Source organism: Ruania albidiflava DSM 18029 (assembly GCF_000421225.1).
Taxonomy (GTDB): domain Bacteria; phylum Actinomycetota; class Actinomycetes; order Actinomycetales; family Beutenbergiaceae; genus Ruania; species Ruania albidiflava.
The window spans coordinates 111,881-128,016 of the sequence record NZ_ATWL01000005.1 but is presented as its reverse complement, the minus strand read 5'-3'; the positions used below and the strand labels follow the sequence as shown (position 1 = coordinate 128,016).

Sequence of the window (16,136 nt, the reverse complement as noted above, 5' to 3'; positions counted from 1 at the left end):
ACCGATTCACGTCGCGGAGGGGAGCGTTCGCGATACCTGGAGGGCGCGGTCAGGCCACGGCGCGGGTCAGCCGCACCGCCGGGTCGGCGGCCGCCTCCCGGTCCAGCACCGGCAGCTCACCGCGTCCGAGCAGCTTGCGCACAGCAGCCACGTCCCGCGGGGCGTCGGCGACCACGGCACCGGTCAGCCGGTCACCGGCCAGGCAGAGCGTGCTCCAGGGCCCGGTCGCCGGGTCGCCGCGGGTGATGCGGTCCTCGGTGAGCCGGCCGTACACGGTGAGCTGGTGGCCCAGCTGCATCGAGTTCAGGTACGGCGCGGGCTCCACCGCGGGCAGCTCCTGGCCGAGCATCGCCCGCGCCAGCGGCGCCGGGTCGGTCAGCGCCGCCGACCAGTGCCCACCAGGCACCCGCCCGAACAGCGGATGGTCCCGCTCGGCCACGTCCCCGACCGCCCACACCCCCGGCACCGAGGACCGCCCGCCGGCATCGACCGGCACGTGCCCGCGGCCGGTGAGCGGCACAGCCCCGGCCAGCCACGCAGTGTCCGGGCGGGCGCCGATCGCGCACAGCACCAGGTCCGCGCCGTGGCTGTGGCCGTCGGCCAGGGTCACCTTCCCGTGCTCGACGGCGGTCACGGCGGCCTGGGTGTGCAGGTGCACCCCGGTCTCGGCGTACCAGGGCACGGTCCGTGCCCCCAGCTCCTCGCCCAGCTGATGCCACAGCGGCACCGGGCCCGCCTCCAGCACCTGCACGCTGCAGCCTGCCCCGGCCGCCACCCCGGCCACCTCGGCACCGATCCAGCCGGCACCGATCACCACCACCTCCGGACCGGTGGTCAGCATGCTGCGCAGGTGCTCGGCCTCGTCGAGAGTGTGCAGGGTGACCACCCCGGTCCACTCCGGTGGCCGGATCGCGTGGCTACCGGTGGCGATGACCGCCTGATCGGCGCAGAAGGTGCGGCCACCAGCGGTGCTGACGCTCACGCCGTCGGAGCCCGGATGCAGGGCGGTGGCCTGCACCCCCAGGTGCACCTGGTCAGCCAGGGCGGCCAGGTCATGGCCCAGGTCCTCGGCCAGCCACACCGGGTCGGGGCGGGTGAGCAGCTCCTTGGACAACGGTGGGCGGTCATAGGGCGGGTGCACCTCGGCGCCGATCAGCTCCAGGTGCCCGGTGTACCCGGAACCGCGCAGCTCGGCGACGGTGCGCAGCCCGGCCAGGCCCGCGCCGACCACCAGGATCCGGTCCGGAGGAGCAGCAGTCGTCACCCCTTCACGGTACCGCCGGTAGGCTCGCAGTCGATGAGCAGAACCACGCCCGCCCCGGCCGGCACGCACCGGCGACGGCGGCGCCCGGCGATGTGGGTGGCCCTGGCCGGGATCGTGCTGGCCCTCGTGGTCACGTTCGCATTCGGGCCCCGGGCCGGGGGTGTCGCGCTCGCGGTCGAGCTGGTGGCCCTCGGGTTCGTCCGGGCGGTGGCCCAGCGCGCCCCGTACGGCATCTCCGCACGCTCGCGCGCGTTCGACGTGACCGTGCTGATGGGCGGCGGGGTCGTGCTGGCGGTGCTCGCGCTCACCGCGCAGAACATGTGACCGGCCGCAGCCCTCTCGTGTGGACGATCACTGGGGTCATAGCCCCAGTGATCTGACTCACGAGGCTCAGCTGCGCGCGGGTCCGGTGTCGTCCTCGTCGTAGTCGGCGGTCGCGTCGTAGTCCTCGGTGAACGCGTCGTCCCGTGCCGGGCCGGCCTCCGGGATACCCGTGGGGTCCTCAGCGGAGTGGTCCTCCTCCGGCTCCTCGGAGTCCTCCTCCAGCTCCAGCCGGTGCCCCTCGTCGTCGGCGTCGGTCGCGTCCTCCTGCGCGTATTCCTCGTCCTCGTCCTCGTCGTCGAGGTCGTAGACCGGCAGCGGGTCCGGGGCGAACACGGTCACCAGCAGGGCCGCGATCGCGGCACCGACCAGCGGTGCCACCCAGAACAACCACAGCTGGCCCACCGCCCAGCCCTCGGAGAAGATCGCCGCGGCGGTAGCCCGCGCCGGGTTCAGCGCACCACCGGTGAGGCTGTACGTGGTCAGCGACAGGGCGCCGTAGGCCAGACCGGTGACCACCGCTGTCGTCCCACGGGTGCCGCGTGCCCACCGCTGGGCCATCAGCGCCACCCCCACGAACAGGGCCGTGGCCACCACCTCGACCAGCAGCACCTGCACCAGCTCGGTCGTCACTGCACCGGTGGTGAGCTGACCCACGATGGAGTGCTCACCGTAGCCGGAGGCGACCTTGGTGAACATCGCCTTCTGGGACGCCGCCCCCACCGCCGTCGGCAGACCGGAGGGGATGGTCAGGTAGAGCAGGCCGGCCGCCGCGGCCCCGCCGGCCAGCTGGCCCACCCAGTAGACCAGCACGTCCGGCCACGAGGTGCGCCCGGTGATCGCCGCACCGAGGGTGACCGCAGGGTTGAAGTGCCCGCCGGAGACGCGGCCGAACAGGGCGATGACCACCAGCAGCGCCACCCCCCAGGACAGCAGCCGCAGGGTCTCGTCTGGGTTCAGCAGCACTCCGGCGTACAGGGTCACGCCGAAGCCGATGAACACGAGGATGAACGTGCCGAGGAACTCTGCCGCGAAGCGGGTGAACAGACCTGCCGGAGGGGTCTCGAGCTCGGTGTCGTCGAGGTCCACGGCGACCGTGTCGGTCTGGCTGGACATGCGGAAATCCCGTCGTGAGGAAGCGGTGAACAGCCTCGATCCTCGCAGAGAACTCTGAGAGGTTGCTGAGAGCGGATCGGGTGCGGTCAGTCCAGGATGACGTTCTGCCCGTCCTGGGTGAGCCGGGCCAGGTTCTCCCGCATCGCCTGGACGCTCTCTGCGCTGTGCGGAGTCCACTCCTGCAGCTCCTCGACCACTCGGACCGGTTGCCGAGTGCGGTACGACCGGGTCGGATTGCCCGGGAAGCGCTGATCGGTGACGTTCGGGTCGTCCTCCAGCTCACCCACGGGGTGCACGATGTAGATGCGCTCGCGACCCTCTCCCTGGGCGAGCTGGGCGCCCCATGCGGCCGCAGCCAGCGTCTCGGTGACGTAGATGTGGTGCAGCGGTCGATCCGGTCGGTAGTTCGACGGATGCCCGGGGGTGAGCAGGTCGCCGGGGCTCAGGTCGGCCTTGGTGCCGTGCAGGTAGATGCCCGGTTCGAACACCTCGAAGGGTGCAGGTTCGGTCATGGTCCTCTCGCATCCATTCTTCGTGTGGCAGTCGGGGCCCCGATGCGGGGATCGGGTCGTCAGGTCGTGGCGACCGGGTGATTCGCGCCGGTGACCGTGTGTGCTGGGCACATCGGCCGTGTGGCCCGCCAGTACGTGATGGTGAGCCACGCTAGCGCTGTGCCCCAGACCAGGAAGCTGACGTAGACCAGGGTGAACGCCCACGGGGCGATCTCGGAGTCGTCGATCACCGCTGCGCCCCAGAGTGCCGGGAGCGCTTGTGCTGCCGCGGTGAGGCCTGCGGGGAGCAGCATGAGCGCACCGCACGCGCCGATCGTAGCCAGGGCCCACCGCAGAGCCCGTGAGCCTGCGCCCGCTCCCATCGCCGCGCTGACCACGATCGAGAGCACGGTCAGCAGCACGGTGTCACCGAAGCCCGGCGAGGTGAGCGTCACCTCGTCGAACGCGGTGCCGGTGAGCCCGAGGCGCCATCCCAGGCTCCAGCCCAGCTTGAGCAGAGCATAGGGGAGCGCCGCGACGGTGGCCACCGCCGCCAGCACTGGAAGCGGAGGGCGTGCCGGGGCGGCCGGCAAGGTGGCCTGGGCTCGCCCGCAGCGCAGGCACCGGCGGCCGCGGAGGCGACGGTCGGTGACCAGCCAGAGTGCGGTCAGCACCGCGGCCACCAGGTTCAGCCCGTGTACTGCTGTCGCCGGCCAGGACGGTTCCACCTCGAACGAGCCCCTACCTGCGGTGAGTGCCTGCCCGGCGCGGACCAGCACCATCAGGATCGTGTGTGGTAGCGCCAGCAGACTGCCAGACAGCATCACGATCGCGCTGAGCGTGACCATGACGCTGCGGAACCCAGAACGCCGCTCCCTGCTGGTCAGCACCACCGCGGCGGCAGCGGTGGCGCCGGCTGCGGCGAGCGGTGCCGGGACGGTAGGCATGCGGACCGGATCGGGCGCACCGGTCAGCCAGAACATGCCGAACGCCACCGCTACGACCAGGCAGCCGGCCCCGCAGGCGCTCTGGAGATTGCCCAGCACTCGCATCGACCCCGATCGTGACCGCGCCGGAGGTGCGCACTTCATCGTGGCGCCACGGCTGCGTCACGGTCTGCCTGCCGGTGCAGGCGTTGGAGCATCAGCGCAACCGCGCCCACCAGCACCGGAAGCAGGGTCAACGCCCCGAGGCTGGTCGGCACGATCCGGTCGTAGTCGCCGAACGTCAGCGTGAGGTTGAGCACTGCGGTCACCGCGCCCAGGGTGAAGAGCACAGTGCCGGCCACCCGCCCGCCGGCGCTGCGGTGGTACCGGGCTAAGACCAGCAACCAACCGAAGATCCCGACTGCCTGGGTGATGGCCAGCCATCCGGCAATGAGCTGGGCTTCAGTGGTCACTACCGAGAGGTCCCAGCCGGGGTAGGTGTCGCGCACGTGCGCTTCGATCGCTCCCGTGGCGGCCAGGTCCAGGAGCGGGGCGATCGTTGCGACCGCGCTGGCGACCAGGCCGATGATGAGCGCGATCGAGGCAGGGCGAGATGTTGTCGGCATGGGGTGGCTCCTCAGGTCAGCAGGTCAATACTCTTACGTAGTAAGAGTTCCTTCTACCGTAAACTTACGCCGTATGAGTGGTCAAGAGGTAGAAGGTGCCGCGCGGGGTCGGCGGGTCGGGCTGACCCGGTCGCGAGTGCTCGACGCTGCGCTGGAGATCATCGACCGAGATGGGCTAGCGGCCCTGTCAATGCGGCGACTGGGTGCAGCGCTCGGCGTGGAGGCGATGACCATCTACCACTACGTGCCGAACAAGGACGCACTGCTCGATGGTGTGCTCGAGGAAGTTTTCCGCCAGTCGTACTCCCGCAGGCTGCGGAGCGGGTCGTGGCAGGAGCAGCTGCGCAGCTATGCCCACCCACTCGTCGACCAGCTGCGGGAGCACCCTGGAATCGTGCCGCTGATGGTGCAGCGCCCTGCGTTGACGTCGCAGACCCTGGGCATGATGGAACAGGGACTCGAGGTCCTGCACGCGGCCGGCTTCCCACTGCCGAGGGCGCTGCAAATGATCCACGCTCTGATAGGTCTGGCCATCGGGCACGTGGTGGCAGGCGGCGCCGACGACAGCGAGGACAGGCTCGGCCATCTGGCGCAGGAGGACCTGTCCACGTTCCCGCTGGTGGGTCGAGCCGTCCAGGACGCCGGCGGCAGTCACCTCCCAGAGCCGTTCGAGACGGCACTGGACGCGATGATCCGCGGCTTTGAGGCCGATCTCAGCACGTCCGCCTGATCAGTCCCGGGGCGGGTCCGTCCGGTTCGCGACGGCGCGGCGTCGCCCGGTGAGGTACGCACGTCCGGCCGGGTCGGTGGTCAGGGCGATCGCCCTGTCGTAGGCGGCCGCTGCCGCGGCGCGGTCACCGAGCCGCTCCAGCAGCTGGGCCCGGGTGACCCAGGCCGGCTGGAACCGGACGGCGTCCTCGCCCAGCTGGTCCAGCGCTGCCAGCCCGGCGGCAGGCCCGTCGGTCTCGGCGAGCACTGCGGCCAACGCTGTCGTGCCGCCGCGGGAGGGGGCGAGCTGCTGCAGGGCCAGGTGCAGCTCCTTCAGCGTCGCCCAGTCCGGCGCCTGGCCCGGCAGCCGCGCGCAGTGCGTGGCCTGGATCGCTGCCTCGAGCTGGAACCTGCCGACACTGCGCCGTGCGTGCGCGGCGCGCAGGTGCACATGGCCGCGCTCGATGAGCGCGTGGTCCCAGCAGGCTGGGTCCTGCTCCAGGAGCGGCACCAGGCGCCCGTCGGCGTCGGTGCGGGCGGGCGCCCGTGCTGCGGAGAGGAGCACCAGCGCTGCCAGTCCACGGGCCTCCGGATCGGCGGGAGCCAGCTGTGCCAGCACCTCGGCCAGCTGCAGCCCTTCCGGTGGTAGCGGCCGTGCCTCGCCTCCGGTGCTGGACCACTCGATCACGTAGGCTCCGTACACTGCCTCGAGCACAGCGGCCATGCGCGCTGGCAGCTGCGAACGGTCCGGCAGCTCGAACGGGACACCCGCTGCTCGGATCCGCCGCTTGGCGCGCACCAGGCGCGTGGCCATCGTCGCCCTCGGCACGGTGAACACCGCCCCGATCTTGGCGGCGGTGAAGCCGAGCAGCACGTTGAGCATCAGCGGGGCGCGCACCCCGGGTCGATCATCGGGTGTGCGCACAGCAGCATCAGCTCCAGGCGGCGGTCCCCGATCGCATCTGGGCCCACCTCGTCGATGGTCAGGGCTCGGCGGGCGTGCCGGTCGAGGTCCAGCGGCGTTGTGCGTCGGGTCTCGGCAGACCGCCACCGATCGCGTTGCCGGTTGCGTGCCACGGTCAGCAACCACGCCTCTGGCCGGTGGGGGACGCCCTGCTCCGGCCAGCGGCGCAGTGCCTGCTCGAGGGCGTCAGCGAGTGCGTCCTCGGCACCGGCGAGATCACCGTCGGCGGCCGCGAGCAGCCCGAGCAGGCGACCGTACCCGGCTCGGGCTGCTGGAGTAGCGGCGCTGGCCGCGTCCGAATCGGTCACGCGGGGTTGTGCGCTGTCCAGGTGCCGGCGCTCAACGACACGGCCACCGGGCGGACCTCGACCGACCCGTACGTCGCTCCGGGGCACTTCTCTGCCCAGGCGAGCGCCGCATCGGCGTCGGGCACCTCGATCACGAAGACACCGGCCAGCGCCTCTTTCGTCTCGGCGAACGGACCGTCCTGCACCTGGGTGGTGCCGGTGCGGCGGGTGATGGTGGTCGTTGCGTGGCTGGGCTGCAAAATGTTGCCGCCGACCAGCACCCCGGCGGCCACCAGCGCCTTGCCGTAGGCGTCGAAGAGCTGCTGCATCTCCTCGATCGCACCTTCGGGAACCTCGCCAGGTGCGGGCTCCGGGTTGTGCAGCAGCAGTGCGTAACGCATGGGACTCTCCTTCGTGTCGAGAACAGTGTGACGCCGATCCGGCGCCGGGCACAGAGATGACGAACCAGCCCGCTGCAGATCGTCAACCCCGGCCATGCGGATATCTCGATGTCGAGTAATCTGAGGCGTGTCCAGGTCAAGCAACTGTGAGGAGCCCACCATGACTCAGCCCGTCAACGTGACCGTCACCGGCGCCGCCGGGCAGATCGGGTATGCCCTGCTGTTCCGGATCGCCTCCGGTCAGCTGCTCGGCCCGGACACCCCGGTCAAGCTGCGGCTCCTGGAGATCCCGCAGGGCGTGAAGGCCGCCGAGGGCACCGCGATGGAGCTCGAGGACTGCGCCTTCCCGCTGCTGGCCGGTATCGACATCTTCGACGACCCGACCGCCGGGTTCGAAGGCACCAACGTGGCCCTGCTCGTCGGCGCCCGCCCGCGTGGGCCGGGGATGGAGCGCGGCGACCTGCTCGAGGCCAACGGCGGCATCTTCGGCCCGCAGGGTGCAGCGATCAACGCCGGCGCTGCTGACGACGTCAAGGTCCTCGTGGTCGGCAACCCGGCGAACACCAACGCCCTGATCGCCGCCGCGCACGCCCCGGACGTCCCCACGGACCGGTTCACTGCGATGACGCGGCTGGACCACAACCGGGCCCTGTCCCAGCTCGCCGCCAAGACCGGCAGCTCGGTGACGGACATCAAGGACCTGACCGTCTGGGGCAACCACTCCGCGACCCAGTACCCGGACATCTTCCACGCCACCGTCGCTGGCCGCCCGGCCACGGACGTCGTGGACGACCAGGCCTGGCTGGAGGACACGTTCATCCCCACTGTGGCCAAGCGCGGTGCGGCGATCATCGACGCTCGTGGTGCGTCGTCGGCGGCCTCCGCGGCGAACGCTGCGATCGACCACGTGTACGACTGGACGCACGGCACCCCGCAGGACTCCTGGACCTCGGCCGCTGTGGTCTCCGACGGCTCCTACGGGGTGCCGGAGGGCCTGATCTCCTCCTTCCCGGTGCGCTCGAACGGCGGCACGTGGGAGATCGTGCAGGGGTTGGAGATCAACGAGTTCTCCCGCGGCAAGATCGACGCCTCGGTGGCCGAGCTGGTCGGTGAGCGGGACGCGGTGCAGGGCCTCGGCCTGATCTGACCGCTCGCGCGTACGCGCGCGCATAGCAGCGGGCCGCCCCGGGAGCCTTCCCGGGGCGGCCCGCTGCTTGTCTGCTCCTGCCGACGACGGCGCAGCCAGGCGCGCCAGGTGGTGGCCGTGGCTGCTGGCGAAGTAGCGGTCGCGACTGCCGTCAGACCTGCGGCGTCGACTCCGGCGCGGCAGCCTTGGCCAGCTTGCGGATCCGCAGTGCGAGCACCACCAGGGAGACGCCGAGCAGGATCGCGTACCAGCCGACGAACAGCACGAACGTGGCCAGCGCGATACCGGGGGAGGCGAGGACGAGGATGCCGAACACCAGGGTGACCACCCCCATCGCCACACCCCAGCCCCACCCGGGCACTCCGCGGGCGCGCAACGACCCGAGGCCGATGGTCAGCCCACCGAGGATCGCCCAGATGCCGGCGATGACCATCAGGGTGCCGGCCGCCTTCAGCGGCTGGATCGCCAGGAACAGCCCCGCGAGCACACCGATCACACCGAAGGCGATCTCCCACCCGGCTCCCGGCGTGCCCCGCCTGCGGACACCGTCTACCACCGCCAGCACGCCGTCGACGATCCAGAACACGCCCAGCCAGATGACGCCCACCAGGATGGCGCTCAGTGGCCAGAGGAGCACCAGGATGCCGAAGACCACGGCGATGATGCCGCGGACCAACGAGTAGTACCAGAGCTCCCGTCCGAGTCGCCTGAGCATCGTGCCACCGGTTGGTGCTGTCATCTCCCCGCTCCTGTGCTCCCTGGGGCGCCGGCGCCCCGACTGGAGCCAGTCAACTGGACAACCGGCTCCAGGGCAACCGGTGCCTGCGTGACCGTGCCTCAGCGCCGTGCCCTGCCCGGTCAGCGTTCGCGGGCACCGTACCGGGCGAGCACGTCCAGCAGGTAGCCGACGATCCCGATCAGCAGCATGGTCGCGGCAAGCGCCTCGTAGTCGATGTTGTCCCGCGCGTTCAGCACCGCATAGCCCAGCCCGTTGGTCACCCCGAACATCTCCGCCGGCACGAGCACCACCCAGCTGATCCCGAGGGCCACCCGCACGGACGTGCGCAGGTGCACCGCCACCCCGGGTGCGATCACCGTGCGCACCCGCTCGGCCCAGGTGGCGCCCAGGGTCCGGGCCACCTCCAGGGCCCCCTGGTCGATGCTGCGCCGGCCGGCCGAGGTGCCGAGCACGATCGGCCAGGTCGCAGCCAGCGCCACCAGAGTGACCACCGCAGAGCCACCGGACCCGAGCAGCACGATCACCAGCGGGGCCCACGCCAGCGGGGACGTCATCCGCGCCAGCTGGACCACCGGTGCGGTGGCGTGCTCGGCGAGCCGGCTGGAACCGAGCAGCAGCCCGAGCGGTGCCCCCACCACGAGCGCGAGCGCCAGCCCGGCGAGCAGCCGGCCGAGCGAGACGCTGATCGCCTGCCACGTCTCCGGCTGGCCGAGCTGCTCGACCAGCTCGGTGGCCGCGGCCCACGGGCCCATCCGGGAGACCACCTCGTTGCTGGCGAACACCACCTGGGTGCTCAGCCACCACAGCCCGACCACCACAGCCAGCACACCGGCCCGGGCGAGCCACCGGGTCCGGGCCCGGCCGCCGACGACGGCGAAGCTCCGGGGTGCGGTCGTCTCACCGTGGTCCGTGGTCGGTTGGTGTGCCGCCTCGACGGGGCTGGTCACGTCGATCTCGGTGGTGCTCATGGGTCGATCACCTCGCTGCGCTGCCGCTGCTGATCGAAGGTCGACAGCCCACCGACGGCCTCGATCGCCTGCAGGTTCAGCTCGGTGGCGACCAGGTCTTCGTGCACCGAGGCGGTGTCCAGCTGCTCCAGCCAGGCCAACGAGTCGTCCACTGCGGTGGTGCGCATCGCCTCCACCAGGGCAGCGGTGTACCCGGGGTAGGCGTAGGGCTGGAAACCGATCCTGGGGGAGTGCCACTCCGGGTGCTCGATCGCACCGCTGGTCACGTACTGCGGGTCCTGCTGCTCGGCAAGGGTGAGCCGGATCGCCTCCAGCGGTTGCGGCAGGTATCCGCCCGCGGAGAGTGCGGTGGCGGCGGCGTCCCGGTCCTGGCGGATGCTTACCTGGGTGGCCACCACAGCCTCCAACGCGGCCGCAGCGACCTCGGGACGCTGCTCCAGCAGCTGCTGCGTGACCACCGTGACGCAGCAGGCGTGGTCCTTCCAGACATCGCCGGTGAACCGCAGGATCTTGCCGATGCCCTGCACCTCGGCCACAGCGCAGAACGGTTCGGCGACGATGTAGCCGGACACCGACCCGGCCTTCAGCGCCGTGGGCATGTCCGCCGGTGGCAGCACCACCAGCTGCACTGAGCCCGGACCCGGGGGAGTGTTGATCACCGGTTCCAGACCGGCGTGCCGGAGGAGCTGTTGGAGCACGATGTTGTGTATCGAGTACCAGCCGGGCACGGCGAACGTGGTGCCGGCCAGCTCGGTGACGTCGTCGATGTCCGGTGCGACCGCCAGCGCGGACCCGTTGGTGTGGTTCCAGCCGAGCACCTTCACCGGCACACCGGCGCCGTAGCGCAGCTGCACGGCGGCGGGCATCAGCAGGTGCACCATGTCCACCTGCCCGCCCTGCAGTGCCTCCACCAGCGGCGCCCAGCCGCGGAACAGCGTCGGCTCACCGGCGTCGATGCCGCGGGCGGCCAGCTCGCCGTTGGCATGGGCGAGCAGCAGCGGGGAGGCATCGGTGATCGGCAGGTAGCCGATCTGCAGCGGACCCACAGAGGGGGCCGTCGCTGCAGCGCCGTGCGACTCGGCCGGCGCCGCGCCGCGGTGGTTGACCACGGCTCCAGCCACTGCCGGCACCGCCAGCAGCGTCGCGGCTCCACCTGCGGTGAGCACCTCCCGGCGGGACCGTCCTGCCGGGGAGGGGCCGGGGGCAGGCTCGCCGGCGGTGACCAGGTCGGCATGCTCCTCGGTGCCACCGAACCGGGCGAGCAGCTCGGCGCGGGCCGCGCCGTCGGTGAGATCGGCGCGGGTGGCTACCGGTGAGGCCAGCAGCTCAGGCGGCCCGGGCCGGGCATGCAGCAGCGCCACCCGGTCACCGAGGTAGAGCGCCTCCTCCAGGTCGTGGGTGATCAGCACCATGGCCACCCCGAGCCGCTCGCGCACCCGGGCCAACCAGTCCTGGGCGTCGGCACGGGTGAGGGGATCCAGGGCACCGAACGGTTCGTCCAGGAGCAGCAACGTCGGCTGGGTGACCACGGCGCGGGCTACGGCCACCCGCTGCGCCTGCCCGCCGGAGAGCTGGTGCGGGTAGCGGCCGGCCAGGTCGGCGATACCCAGGTCGGTGAGCGCCTCCTGCACCCGGGCGTCCGCCTCGGCGCGGGGTGGTCGGTCGTTGGCCCGGTACTCCAGGCCGAGGCGGACGTTCGCTGCCACCGTCCGCCAGGGCAGCAGGTGCGGGGCCTGGAACACCACCCTGGTCGAGCCGTCGCGGTGCTCTGGGCGGTGCACGCGACCACGGTCGACCTCCTGCAGACCGGCGAGCACCCGCAACAGGGTGGATTTCCCGGCCCCCGAGGGGCCGACCACGGTGAGCAGCTCGCCGGGCTGGATCGCCAGGTCGACGTCGGCCAGCACGACCCGTTGACCGAAGGTGACTGTTACGCCGTCGAGCTCAGCGACTGCAGCTCCCACAGCAGCTGTCCCTTCGTCGGGGCCTGCACGGGCAGGAACGCGGACTCCCGCAACCTGCGGGCCACCGGGTGGGTGCGGGTGTACCCGCGGCCCCCGGTCACGCACAGCGCCAGCTGGGCGCTGTGCTGCGCACTGTCCATCGTGGCCAGCCGCAGCGTCAGGTACGCCACCTGGGCTGCGCCGTCGTAGGCATCCTCGGCGAGCTCATGCAGCTGCGCGCCGAGCCGGGCCTGCTCGTCGGCCAGCGTCTGCGCCTCGTCAGCGAACGCGGTACCGGTCGCGTCGAACGAGGCGAGCGAGCCACGTGCGTGCCCCAGGCAGAAGGCGCTCTGCAGGGTGAGGAAGGTAGCTCGGCTGCCGCCGACGAGCTCGGTGAACGGGGTGGGCAGCACGGCACTGTCCGGTACCCGGGCTCCGGTCAGCCGCAGCGACCCGGACCGGGTGGAACCGAGGGCGAGCAGGTCGGTGGCCGGGCGCACCTCGATGCCGGGGGTGGCCAGGTCCAGGGCGAGCACCGCCGCCCCGTCGCGGTCCTCGCCCAGCTCCACGCCGAGCACCAGCACCGCATCCTCGTGCAGGTTGGTGGCGTACGGGAGGAAACCGTCGAGCACCAGCTCGGTCCCGTCGCGGCGGGCGGTCACTCCGAGCGGGGTGGGCTCCCCGCCGACGGTCTGGTGTGCCAGCCGGCGGAACGAGGCGGCCATCGCCGAGACCCCCGGACGGCTGCCATCGGCCAGTGCGGCCAGGTACGTGGCCTGCTCCGGGCCGCCGAACCGGTCCAGGTACTCCAGCGCCATCCGGTGCCCCCACAAGGAGAACGCCGTGGCCATGCACTCCCTAGCCAGCTGCGCCAGCACCTCCGCCTGGGCGGCCACCCCGGCCCCACCCCGGTGCAGCCCACCGCTGGTGAGCACCTCGCGCAGCCGTGGCCGCAGGTCCACCTCGGCCTCGTCCACGTGGCCGGCATCTGCAGCGACTGCGGCGATGGTGCTCCGGACCGGGTCGGTGAGCACCGTCGTCATGATCCGGTCCGCACACCTTGGTCGAGGCTGTGCAACCGGTCCACCGGGGTGGAGACCACCTCGCGCGCGCGGCGGACGGCTTCCTCGTCCTGGCCGTCATAGAAGCACAGGCACTTGACCATGTCCTCGCGCACGTAGGTACGCAGGAAGGAAACCTCCGGCACCTGCGCATACAGCGGGCTCTTCTCCGCCTTCCGGGCCAGGTAGGTCTCCATCGTGATCCCGGCGGGAATGTCCCACTCCACCAGGTAGGACCCGCCCGGGCGGGTCGCCTTGATCGTCTCCAGGTCTGCGCCGACCAGGCGCACGTCCGCCGAGTCGGTGACCGCCACCCCGGCGTCCGCCAGCGCGTCCAGCACCCCCTGCCGCGGTGCCTGCAGCAGGTCGACGATGGCGAAGACCTGCCCGTCGGCGGTCACCTGGGCCTCGACGAGATCGGCGCCGGCGGCGCTGGCGGATCCTGCGATGGCGTCCAGGTGGGTGCTCGCCTCGGTGGCCGGTGGGACCGTGCTCTCGACCAGCAGCAAGGACATCGGATACCTCCTCGTGACGGCGGGCCGGGTGCCCGCACGTGCCAGCCGACGCTAAGGGCCCGCGCCCAGCGGTGCGAGAGGCAGACAGCTGGTCTCAGATTCCGGACCGTGCCGGCCGGCGTGCACGAATGTCGGCTGGTCAGCGGTCACGATGATCGCCGCCAGCAGCGGCCAGGAGGCTCCGTGCGCCGAGGTGTTCGGTCACCGGGCGCGACTGACGGACCGGCCCATGGACACGCGCGTTCTGTGGCCGGAGCCCGCGCTACAGTGCCGCGTATGGCACAACGATTCAACGCCCCTCCAGGCTGGCAGGTACCTGAAGGCTTCGTCCCCCCGACCGGCTGGCAGCCCGATCCCTCCTGGCCGCCGGCACCGGCCGGGTGGAACTTCTGGGTGGACGACGCAGCACCCGCTGGTGCACCTGCCGGTCCGGGCGGTCCGGCGGGGTTCGGACCTGGTCAGCCCGGTGCAGGCTACGGCGACCCAGGCGGCTACAACCCCGCCCAGGCCCCTGGATCGGCGAACATCGCACTGGCGCAGAAGCAGGTCCAGGACAGCAAGCGGCTGTTATTCATCGGGTTCGGGATGGCGGCCGTCGCGCTGCTGGTCTTCGTGGTGACGTTCGGCATCGCCGCATCGTCCCCGACCGGCGGGAGGTACTACTTCCCGTGGTACCTAGGGCTGTTCGGCCTGGTGATCGGTGTCCGCGGGGCGGTGGCCACCTCGAAGGCGAAGAAGGCGCTGGCCCGGCTGAACCCGTCCGCCGGGCTCGCCGGTGCCTACGGCGGCGGCCCGGCCAGCAGTGCCCCGATGCCGCCGGCCGGTGGCCCGCAGGCCAAGCCCCGCGACGAGGGCAGCAGCTCTCTGGGCGACCTCTACCGCTGACCCGCTGGCCGGCGCACCACCGGTGGTGCGCCAGCAACCAGCCGGGCTCAGCGGAAGATGACCGTGCGATGCCCGTCGAGCAGGATGCGGTGCTCGGCGTGCCAGCGCACAGCCCGGGCCAGCACCCGCCGCTCCACGTCCTGACCCATCGCCACCAGCTCGCCGACGTCGTCGGCGTGGTCCACCCGCTCCACGTCCTGCTCGATGATCGGGCCCTCGTCCAGCGACGCCGTCGCGTAGTGGGCGGTCGCCCCGATCAGCTTCACCCCTCGGTCGTGCGCCTGCGCGTACGGGCGCGCGCCCTTGAAGCTGGGCAGGAACGAGTGGTGGATGTTGATCACCCGGCCGGCGAGCGCCTCGCAGACGTCGTCGGAGAGGATCTGCATGTACCGGGCGAGCACCACCAGCTCCACGTCCAGCTCCTCGACCAGCTGCAGCAGCCGGGCCTCCGCCTGAGCCTTGGTGTCCTTGCTCACCGGCACGTGGTGGAAGTCCACCCCGTAGAACTCGGCGATCGGCGCGAGCACGGTGTGGTTGCTGACGACCGCCCGGATGTCGACCGGCAGGCGCTGCGACCGCTGCCGGAACAGCAGGTCACCCAGGCAGTGCTCCGTGGTGGAGGCCATCACCAGGGTGCGCATCGGCCGTCCGGCCGAGTCCACGTGCCAGGTCATCGCGAACTCGCGGGCCACCGGCTCCAGCGCCTGGCGCAGCGTGTCCTCGGTGGCCCGGGCCTGCACCTGCACCCGCATGAAGAACAGGCCGGTCTGCGGATCGCCGAACTGCTGCGACTCGGTGATGTTGCCGCCGGTGGCAGCGATCGCACCGGCCACCGCGTGCACGATGCCGGGCCGGTCGGGACAGGAGAGGGTGAGCACCCAGTGCGGGGCGTCGTCGAGCTCGTTCGTCACCCTGGTGAGGGTAGCCGCAACGGTGACCGCCGCGTTTCGTGTGCACCGCCGCGCCCCAGGATGGGAAGATGGAGTCATGGAAGAGCTGAGGATCGACGTCGTCGATGCCACGGGGGCCGGCGAGCTGCTGACCGTGCGCCGGGCCGCGTTCGTGACCGAGGCGCAGCTCTACGGTGATCCGAACATCCCGGCGCTCACCCAGACCCTGGACGAGCTGGTCGAGGACATCGGCCGCCCCGACGTGGTCACCATCGGCGCCTGGATCGGGCCCCGGCTGGTCGGCTCCATCCGGGTGGGCCTGGAGGCCAACCGTGCGCTCCTCGGCCGTCTCGCCGTGGTGCCGGACCAGCAGGGTCAGGGCATCGGCACCAAGCTGATCATGGCCGTGCTGCAGTACCTGCCGGAGCAGACCGAAGAGGTCTGGGTGTTCACCGGGCAGGACTCCAAGCAGAACCTCTCCCTGTACGCCAAGCACGGGTTCGAGCACCAGTACGACCAGAACGCCGGCGACCTCACCTACGCCTACCTGCGCAAGATCCTGGGCGACATGGGTGAGGTAGGCGAGGCTCCGCCGTCCCCGGCCGACGACGGCGCCTCCGCCTGACCCGACCGCCCCACGCAGCCCCACACGCCCCTCGAGGGTGCACCTATGGTTGCGATCTGCCCGATCTACAACCACAACGGCACCCTCGTCGACGGCGGGGCCTCCGGGGTCTGGTCAGGTTCCGGTGCGGTGTTGCTAGGCTGGTGCCTATCGCGACTGGCGCAGGTGGATCACCACCGGGGAGCGATGCAGCACACGTACCTCGCGGTCGCCCGCCTGGGCCACGAGGATCACCCGATGATGCATCGCCCAGTGGAGG

The 16,136-nt window shown here is 71.5% G+C and carries 19 protein-coding genes and 1 riboswitch; of the genes, 5 read left to right on the top strand and 14 right to left on the bottom strand.

The annotated features are described in order from the left end of the window. Positions 1–49: 49 nt before the first annotated feature. Positions 50–1,264, bottom strand: a complete 1,215-nt coding sequence (locus tag K338_RS0108140) for an NAD(P)/FAD-dependent oxidoreductase (RefSeq protein WP_022917683.1) — start codon at positions 1,262–1,264, stop codon at positions 50–52. Between the two features lie 33 nt (positions 1,265–1,297). Between K338_RS0108140 and K338_RS0108135 the strand changes: the two genes are divergently transcribed. Next, positions 1,298–1,588: a DUF3017 domain-containing protein gene (locus tag K338_RS0108135; RefSeq protein WP_084480759.1), complete on the top strand. Its 291-nt coding sequence runs from the start codon at positions 1,298–1,300 to the stop codon at positions 1,586–1,588. A 66-nt stretch (positions 1,589–1,654) separates the two neighbouring features. On the opposite strand, the gene K338_RS21310 is transcribed toward K338_RS0108135, so the two are convergent. The 4 genes from K338_RS21310 to K338_RS24395 all read right to left on the bottom strand — a co-directional run bounded on the left by K338_RS21310 (position 1,655) and on the right by K338_RS24395 (position 4,744). Then, entirely contained in the window at positions 1,655–2,701 is a 1,047-nt protein-coding gene (locus K338_RS21310) for an MIP/aquaporin family protein (RefSeq protein WP_022917681.1), read from the bottom strand. An 86-nt stretch (positions 2,702–2,787) separates the two neighbouring features. Beyond that, a complete protein-coding gene (gene arr / locus K338_RS0108125; protein ID WP_022917680.1) occupies positions 2,788–3,213 on the bottom strand; it encodes an NAD(+)--rifampin ADP-ribosyltransferase in 426 nt (141 codons plus the stop codon). A gap of 59 nt (positions 3,214–3,272) precedes the next feature. After that, the gene (locus K338_RS0108120) at positions 3,273–4,244 is read right to left on the bottom strand and encodes a hypothetical protein (protein ID WP_022917679.1); all 972 of its coding nucleotides are present in this window, start codon (positions 4,242–4,244) and stop codon (positions 3,273–3,275) included. A 35-nt stretch (positions 4,245–4,279) separates the two neighbouring features. Continuing rightward, a complete protein-coding gene (locus K338_RS24395) occupies positions 4,280–4,744 on the bottom strand; it encodes a hypothetical protein (protein WP_022917678.1) in 465 nt (154 codons plus the stop codon). Between the two features lie 73 nt (positions 4,745–4,817). Here K338_RS24395 and K338_RS0108110 point away from each other — a divergent pair, with 73 nt between their 5' ends. After that, positions 4,818–5,474: a TetR/AcrR family transcriptional regulator gene (locus tag K338_RS0108110; RefSeq protein WP_022917677.1), complete on the top strand. Its 657-nt coding sequence runs from the start codon at positions 4,818–4,820 to the stop codon at positions 5,472–5,474. Here the strand turns inward: K338_RS0108110 and K338_RS21300 are convergent, their stop codons facing one another. Genes K338_RS21300 through K338_RS0108100 form a run of 3 tightly spaced genes read right to left on the bottom strand, consistent with a single transcriptional unit; the run spans position 5,475 to position 7,104 of the window. After that, positions 5,475–6,377, bottom strand: a complete 903-nt coding sequence (locus K338_RS21300) for a DUF6596 domain-containing protein (protein ID WP_245542922.1) — start codon at positions 6,375–6,377, stop codon at positions 5,475–5,477. Next, positions 6,335–6,724 (bottom strand): sigma factor, encoded by a 390-nt coding sequence (locus K338_RS26150; protein WP_245542921.1) that lies wholly within the window; start codon positions 6,722–6,724, stop codon positions 6,335–6,337. The genes K338_RS21300 and K338_RS26150 overlap by 43 nt, the downstream gene beginning before the upstream one ends. Then, a complete protein-coding gene (locus tag K338_RS0108100; RefSeq protein WP_022917676.1) occupies positions 6,721–7,104 on the bottom strand; it encodes a YciI family protein in 384 nt (127 codons plus the stop codon). Before K338_RS0108100 ends, K338_RS26150 begins: the two co-directional genes overlap by 4 nt. A gap of 160 nt (positions 7,105–7,264) precedes the next feature. On the opposite strand from K338_RS0108100, the gene K338_RS0108095 reads away from it, so the two are divergent. Beyond that, entirely contained in the window at positions 7,265–8,251 is a 987-nt protein-coding gene (locus K338_RS0108095; protein ID WP_022917675.1) for a malate dehydrogenase, read from the top strand. A gap of 151 nt (positions 8,252–8,402) precedes the next feature. On the opposite strand, the gene K338_RS0108090 is transcribed toward K338_RS0108095, so the two are convergent. From K338_RS0108090 to K338_RS0108070, 5 genes are all read right to left on the bottom strand, one after another. After that, entirely contained in the window at positions 8,403–8,990 is a 588-nt protein-coding gene (locus K338_RS0108090; RefSeq protein WP_022917674.1) for an HdeD family acid-resistance protein, read from the bottom strand. Between the two features lie 119 nt (positions 8,991–9,109). Beyond that, positions 9,110–9,958 carry an ABC transporter permease gene (locus K338_RS21295; RefSeq protein WP_022917673.1) on the bottom strand — a complete coding sequence of 283 codons (849 nt, stop codon included), beginning with the start codon at positions 9,956–9,958 and terminating at the stop codon, positions 9,110–9,112. Beyond that, positions 9,955–11,922 (bottom strand): ABC transporter substrate-binding protein, encoded by a 1,968-nt coding sequence (locus tag K338_RS24390; protein ID WP_022917672.1) that lies wholly within the window; start codon positions 11,920–11,922, stop codon positions 9,955–9,957. The genes K338_RS21295 and K338_RS24390 overlap by 4 nt, the downstream gene beginning before the upstream one ends. Then, positions 11,889–12,944: an acyl-CoA dehydrogenase family protein gene (locus K338_RS25820; RefSeq protein ID WP_022917671.1), complete on the bottom strand. Its 1,056-nt coding sequence runs from the start codon at positions 12,942–12,944 to the stop codon at positions 11,889–11,891. Before K338_RS25820 ends, K338_RS24390 begins: the two co-directional genes overlap by 34 nt. Then, positions 12,941–13,477 (bottom strand): DUF4242 domain-containing protein, encoded by a 537-nt coding sequence (locus tag K338_RS0108070; protein ID WP_022917670.1) that lies wholly within the window; start codon positions 13,475–13,477, stop codon positions 12,941–12,943. Before K338_RS0108070 ends, K338_RS25820 begins: the two co-directional genes overlap by 4 nt. A 276-nt stretch (positions 13,478–13,753) precedes the next feature. On the opposite strand from K338_RS0108070, the gene K338_RS0108065 reads away from it, so the two are divergent. Next, on the top strand, positions 13,754–14,362 hold the full coding sequence (locus K338_RS0108065; protein ID WP_022917669.1) for a phage holin family protein: 609 nt from the start codon (positions 13,754–13,756) through the stop codon (positions 14,360–14,362). A 47-nt stretch (positions 14,363–14,409) separates the two neighbouring features. Here the strand turns inward: K338_RS0108065 and purU are convergent, their stop codons facing one another. Beyond that, positions 14,410–15,273 carry a formyltetrahydrofolate deformylase gene (gene purU, locus K338_RS0108060; RefSeq protein WP_022917668.1) on the bottom strand — a complete coding sequence of 288 codons (864 nt, stop codon included), beginning with the start codon at positions 15,271–15,273 and terminating at the stop codon, positions 14,410–14,412. A gap of 76 nt (positions 15,274–15,349) precedes the next feature. Here purU and K338_RS0108055 point away from each other — a divergent pair, with 76 nt between their 5' ends. Then, on the top strand, positions 15,350–15,877 hold the full coding sequence (locus tag K338_RS0108055; RefSeq protein ID WP_022917667.1) for a GNAT family N-acetyltransferase: 528 nt from the start codon (positions 15,350–15,352) through the stop codon (positions 15,875–15,877). 142 nt (positions 15,878–16,019) lie between these two features. Further along, positions 16,020–16,106, top strand: a riboswitch (ZMP/ZTP riboswitch). Positions 16,107–16,136 lie beyond the last annotated feature (30 nt).

Excerpts from the sequence above, each read along its gene's own strand:
- K338_RS0108055 (WP_022917667.1), top strand. The coding sequence starts at position 15,350 with ATGGAAGAGCTGAGGATCGACGTCGTCGATGCCACGGGGGCCGGCGAG.
- K338_RS25820 (WP_022917671.1), bottom strand. The coding sequence starts at position 12,944 with ATGACGACGGTGCTCACCGACCCGGTCCGGAGCACCATCGCCGCAGTC.
- K338_RS0108065 (WP_022917669.1), top strand. The coding sequence starts at position 13,754 with ATGGCACAACGATTCAACGCCCCTCCAGGCTGGCAGGTACCTGAAGGC.
- K338_RS21295 (WP_022917673.1), bottom strand. The coding sequence starts at position 9,958 with ATGAGCACCACCGAGATCGACGTGACCAGCCCCGTCGAGGCGGCACAC.
- K338_RS0108120 (WP_022917679.1), bottom strand. The coding sequence starts at position 4,244 with ATGCGAGTGCTGGGCAATCTCCAGAGCGCCTGCGGGGCCGGCTGCCTG.
- K338_RS0108070 (WP_022917670.1), bottom strand. The coding sequence starts at position 13,477 with ATGTCCTTGCTGCTGGTCGAGAGCACGGTCCCACCGGCCACCGAGGCG.
- K338_RS0108100 (WP_022917676.1), bottom strand. The coding sequence starts at position 7,104 with ATGCGTTACGCACTGCTGCTGCACAACCCGGAGCCCGCACCTGGCGAG.
- arr (WP_022917680.1), bottom strand. The coding sequence starts at position 3,213 with ATGACCGAACCTGCACCCTTCGAGGTGTTCGAACCGGGCATCTACCTG.
- K338_RS0108090 (WP_022917674.1), bottom strand. The coding sequence starts at position 8,990 with ATGACAGCACCAACCGGTGGCACGATGCTCAGGCGACTCGGACGGGAG.
- K338_RS0108135 (WP_084480759.1), top strand. The coding sequence starts at position 1,298 with ATGAGCAGAACCACGCCCGCCCCGGCCGGCACGCACCGGCGACGGCGG.
- K338_RS21310 (WP_022917681.1), bottom strand. The coding sequence starts at position 2,701 with ATGTCCAGCCAGACCGACACGGTCGCCGTGGACCTCGACGACACCGAG.
- K338_RS0108110 (WP_022917677.1), top strand. The coding sequence starts at position 4,818 with ATGAGTGGTCAAGAGGTAGAAGGTGCCGCGCGGGGTCGGCGGGTCGGG.
- K338_RS24395 (WP_022917678.1), bottom strand. The coding sequence starts at position 4,744 with ATGCCGACAACATCTCGCCCTGCCTCGATCGCGCTCATCATCGGCCTG.
- K338_RS0108095 (WP_022917675.1), top strand. The coding sequence starts at position 7,265 with ATGACTCAGCCCGTCAACGTGACCGTCACCGGCGCCGCCGGGCAGATC.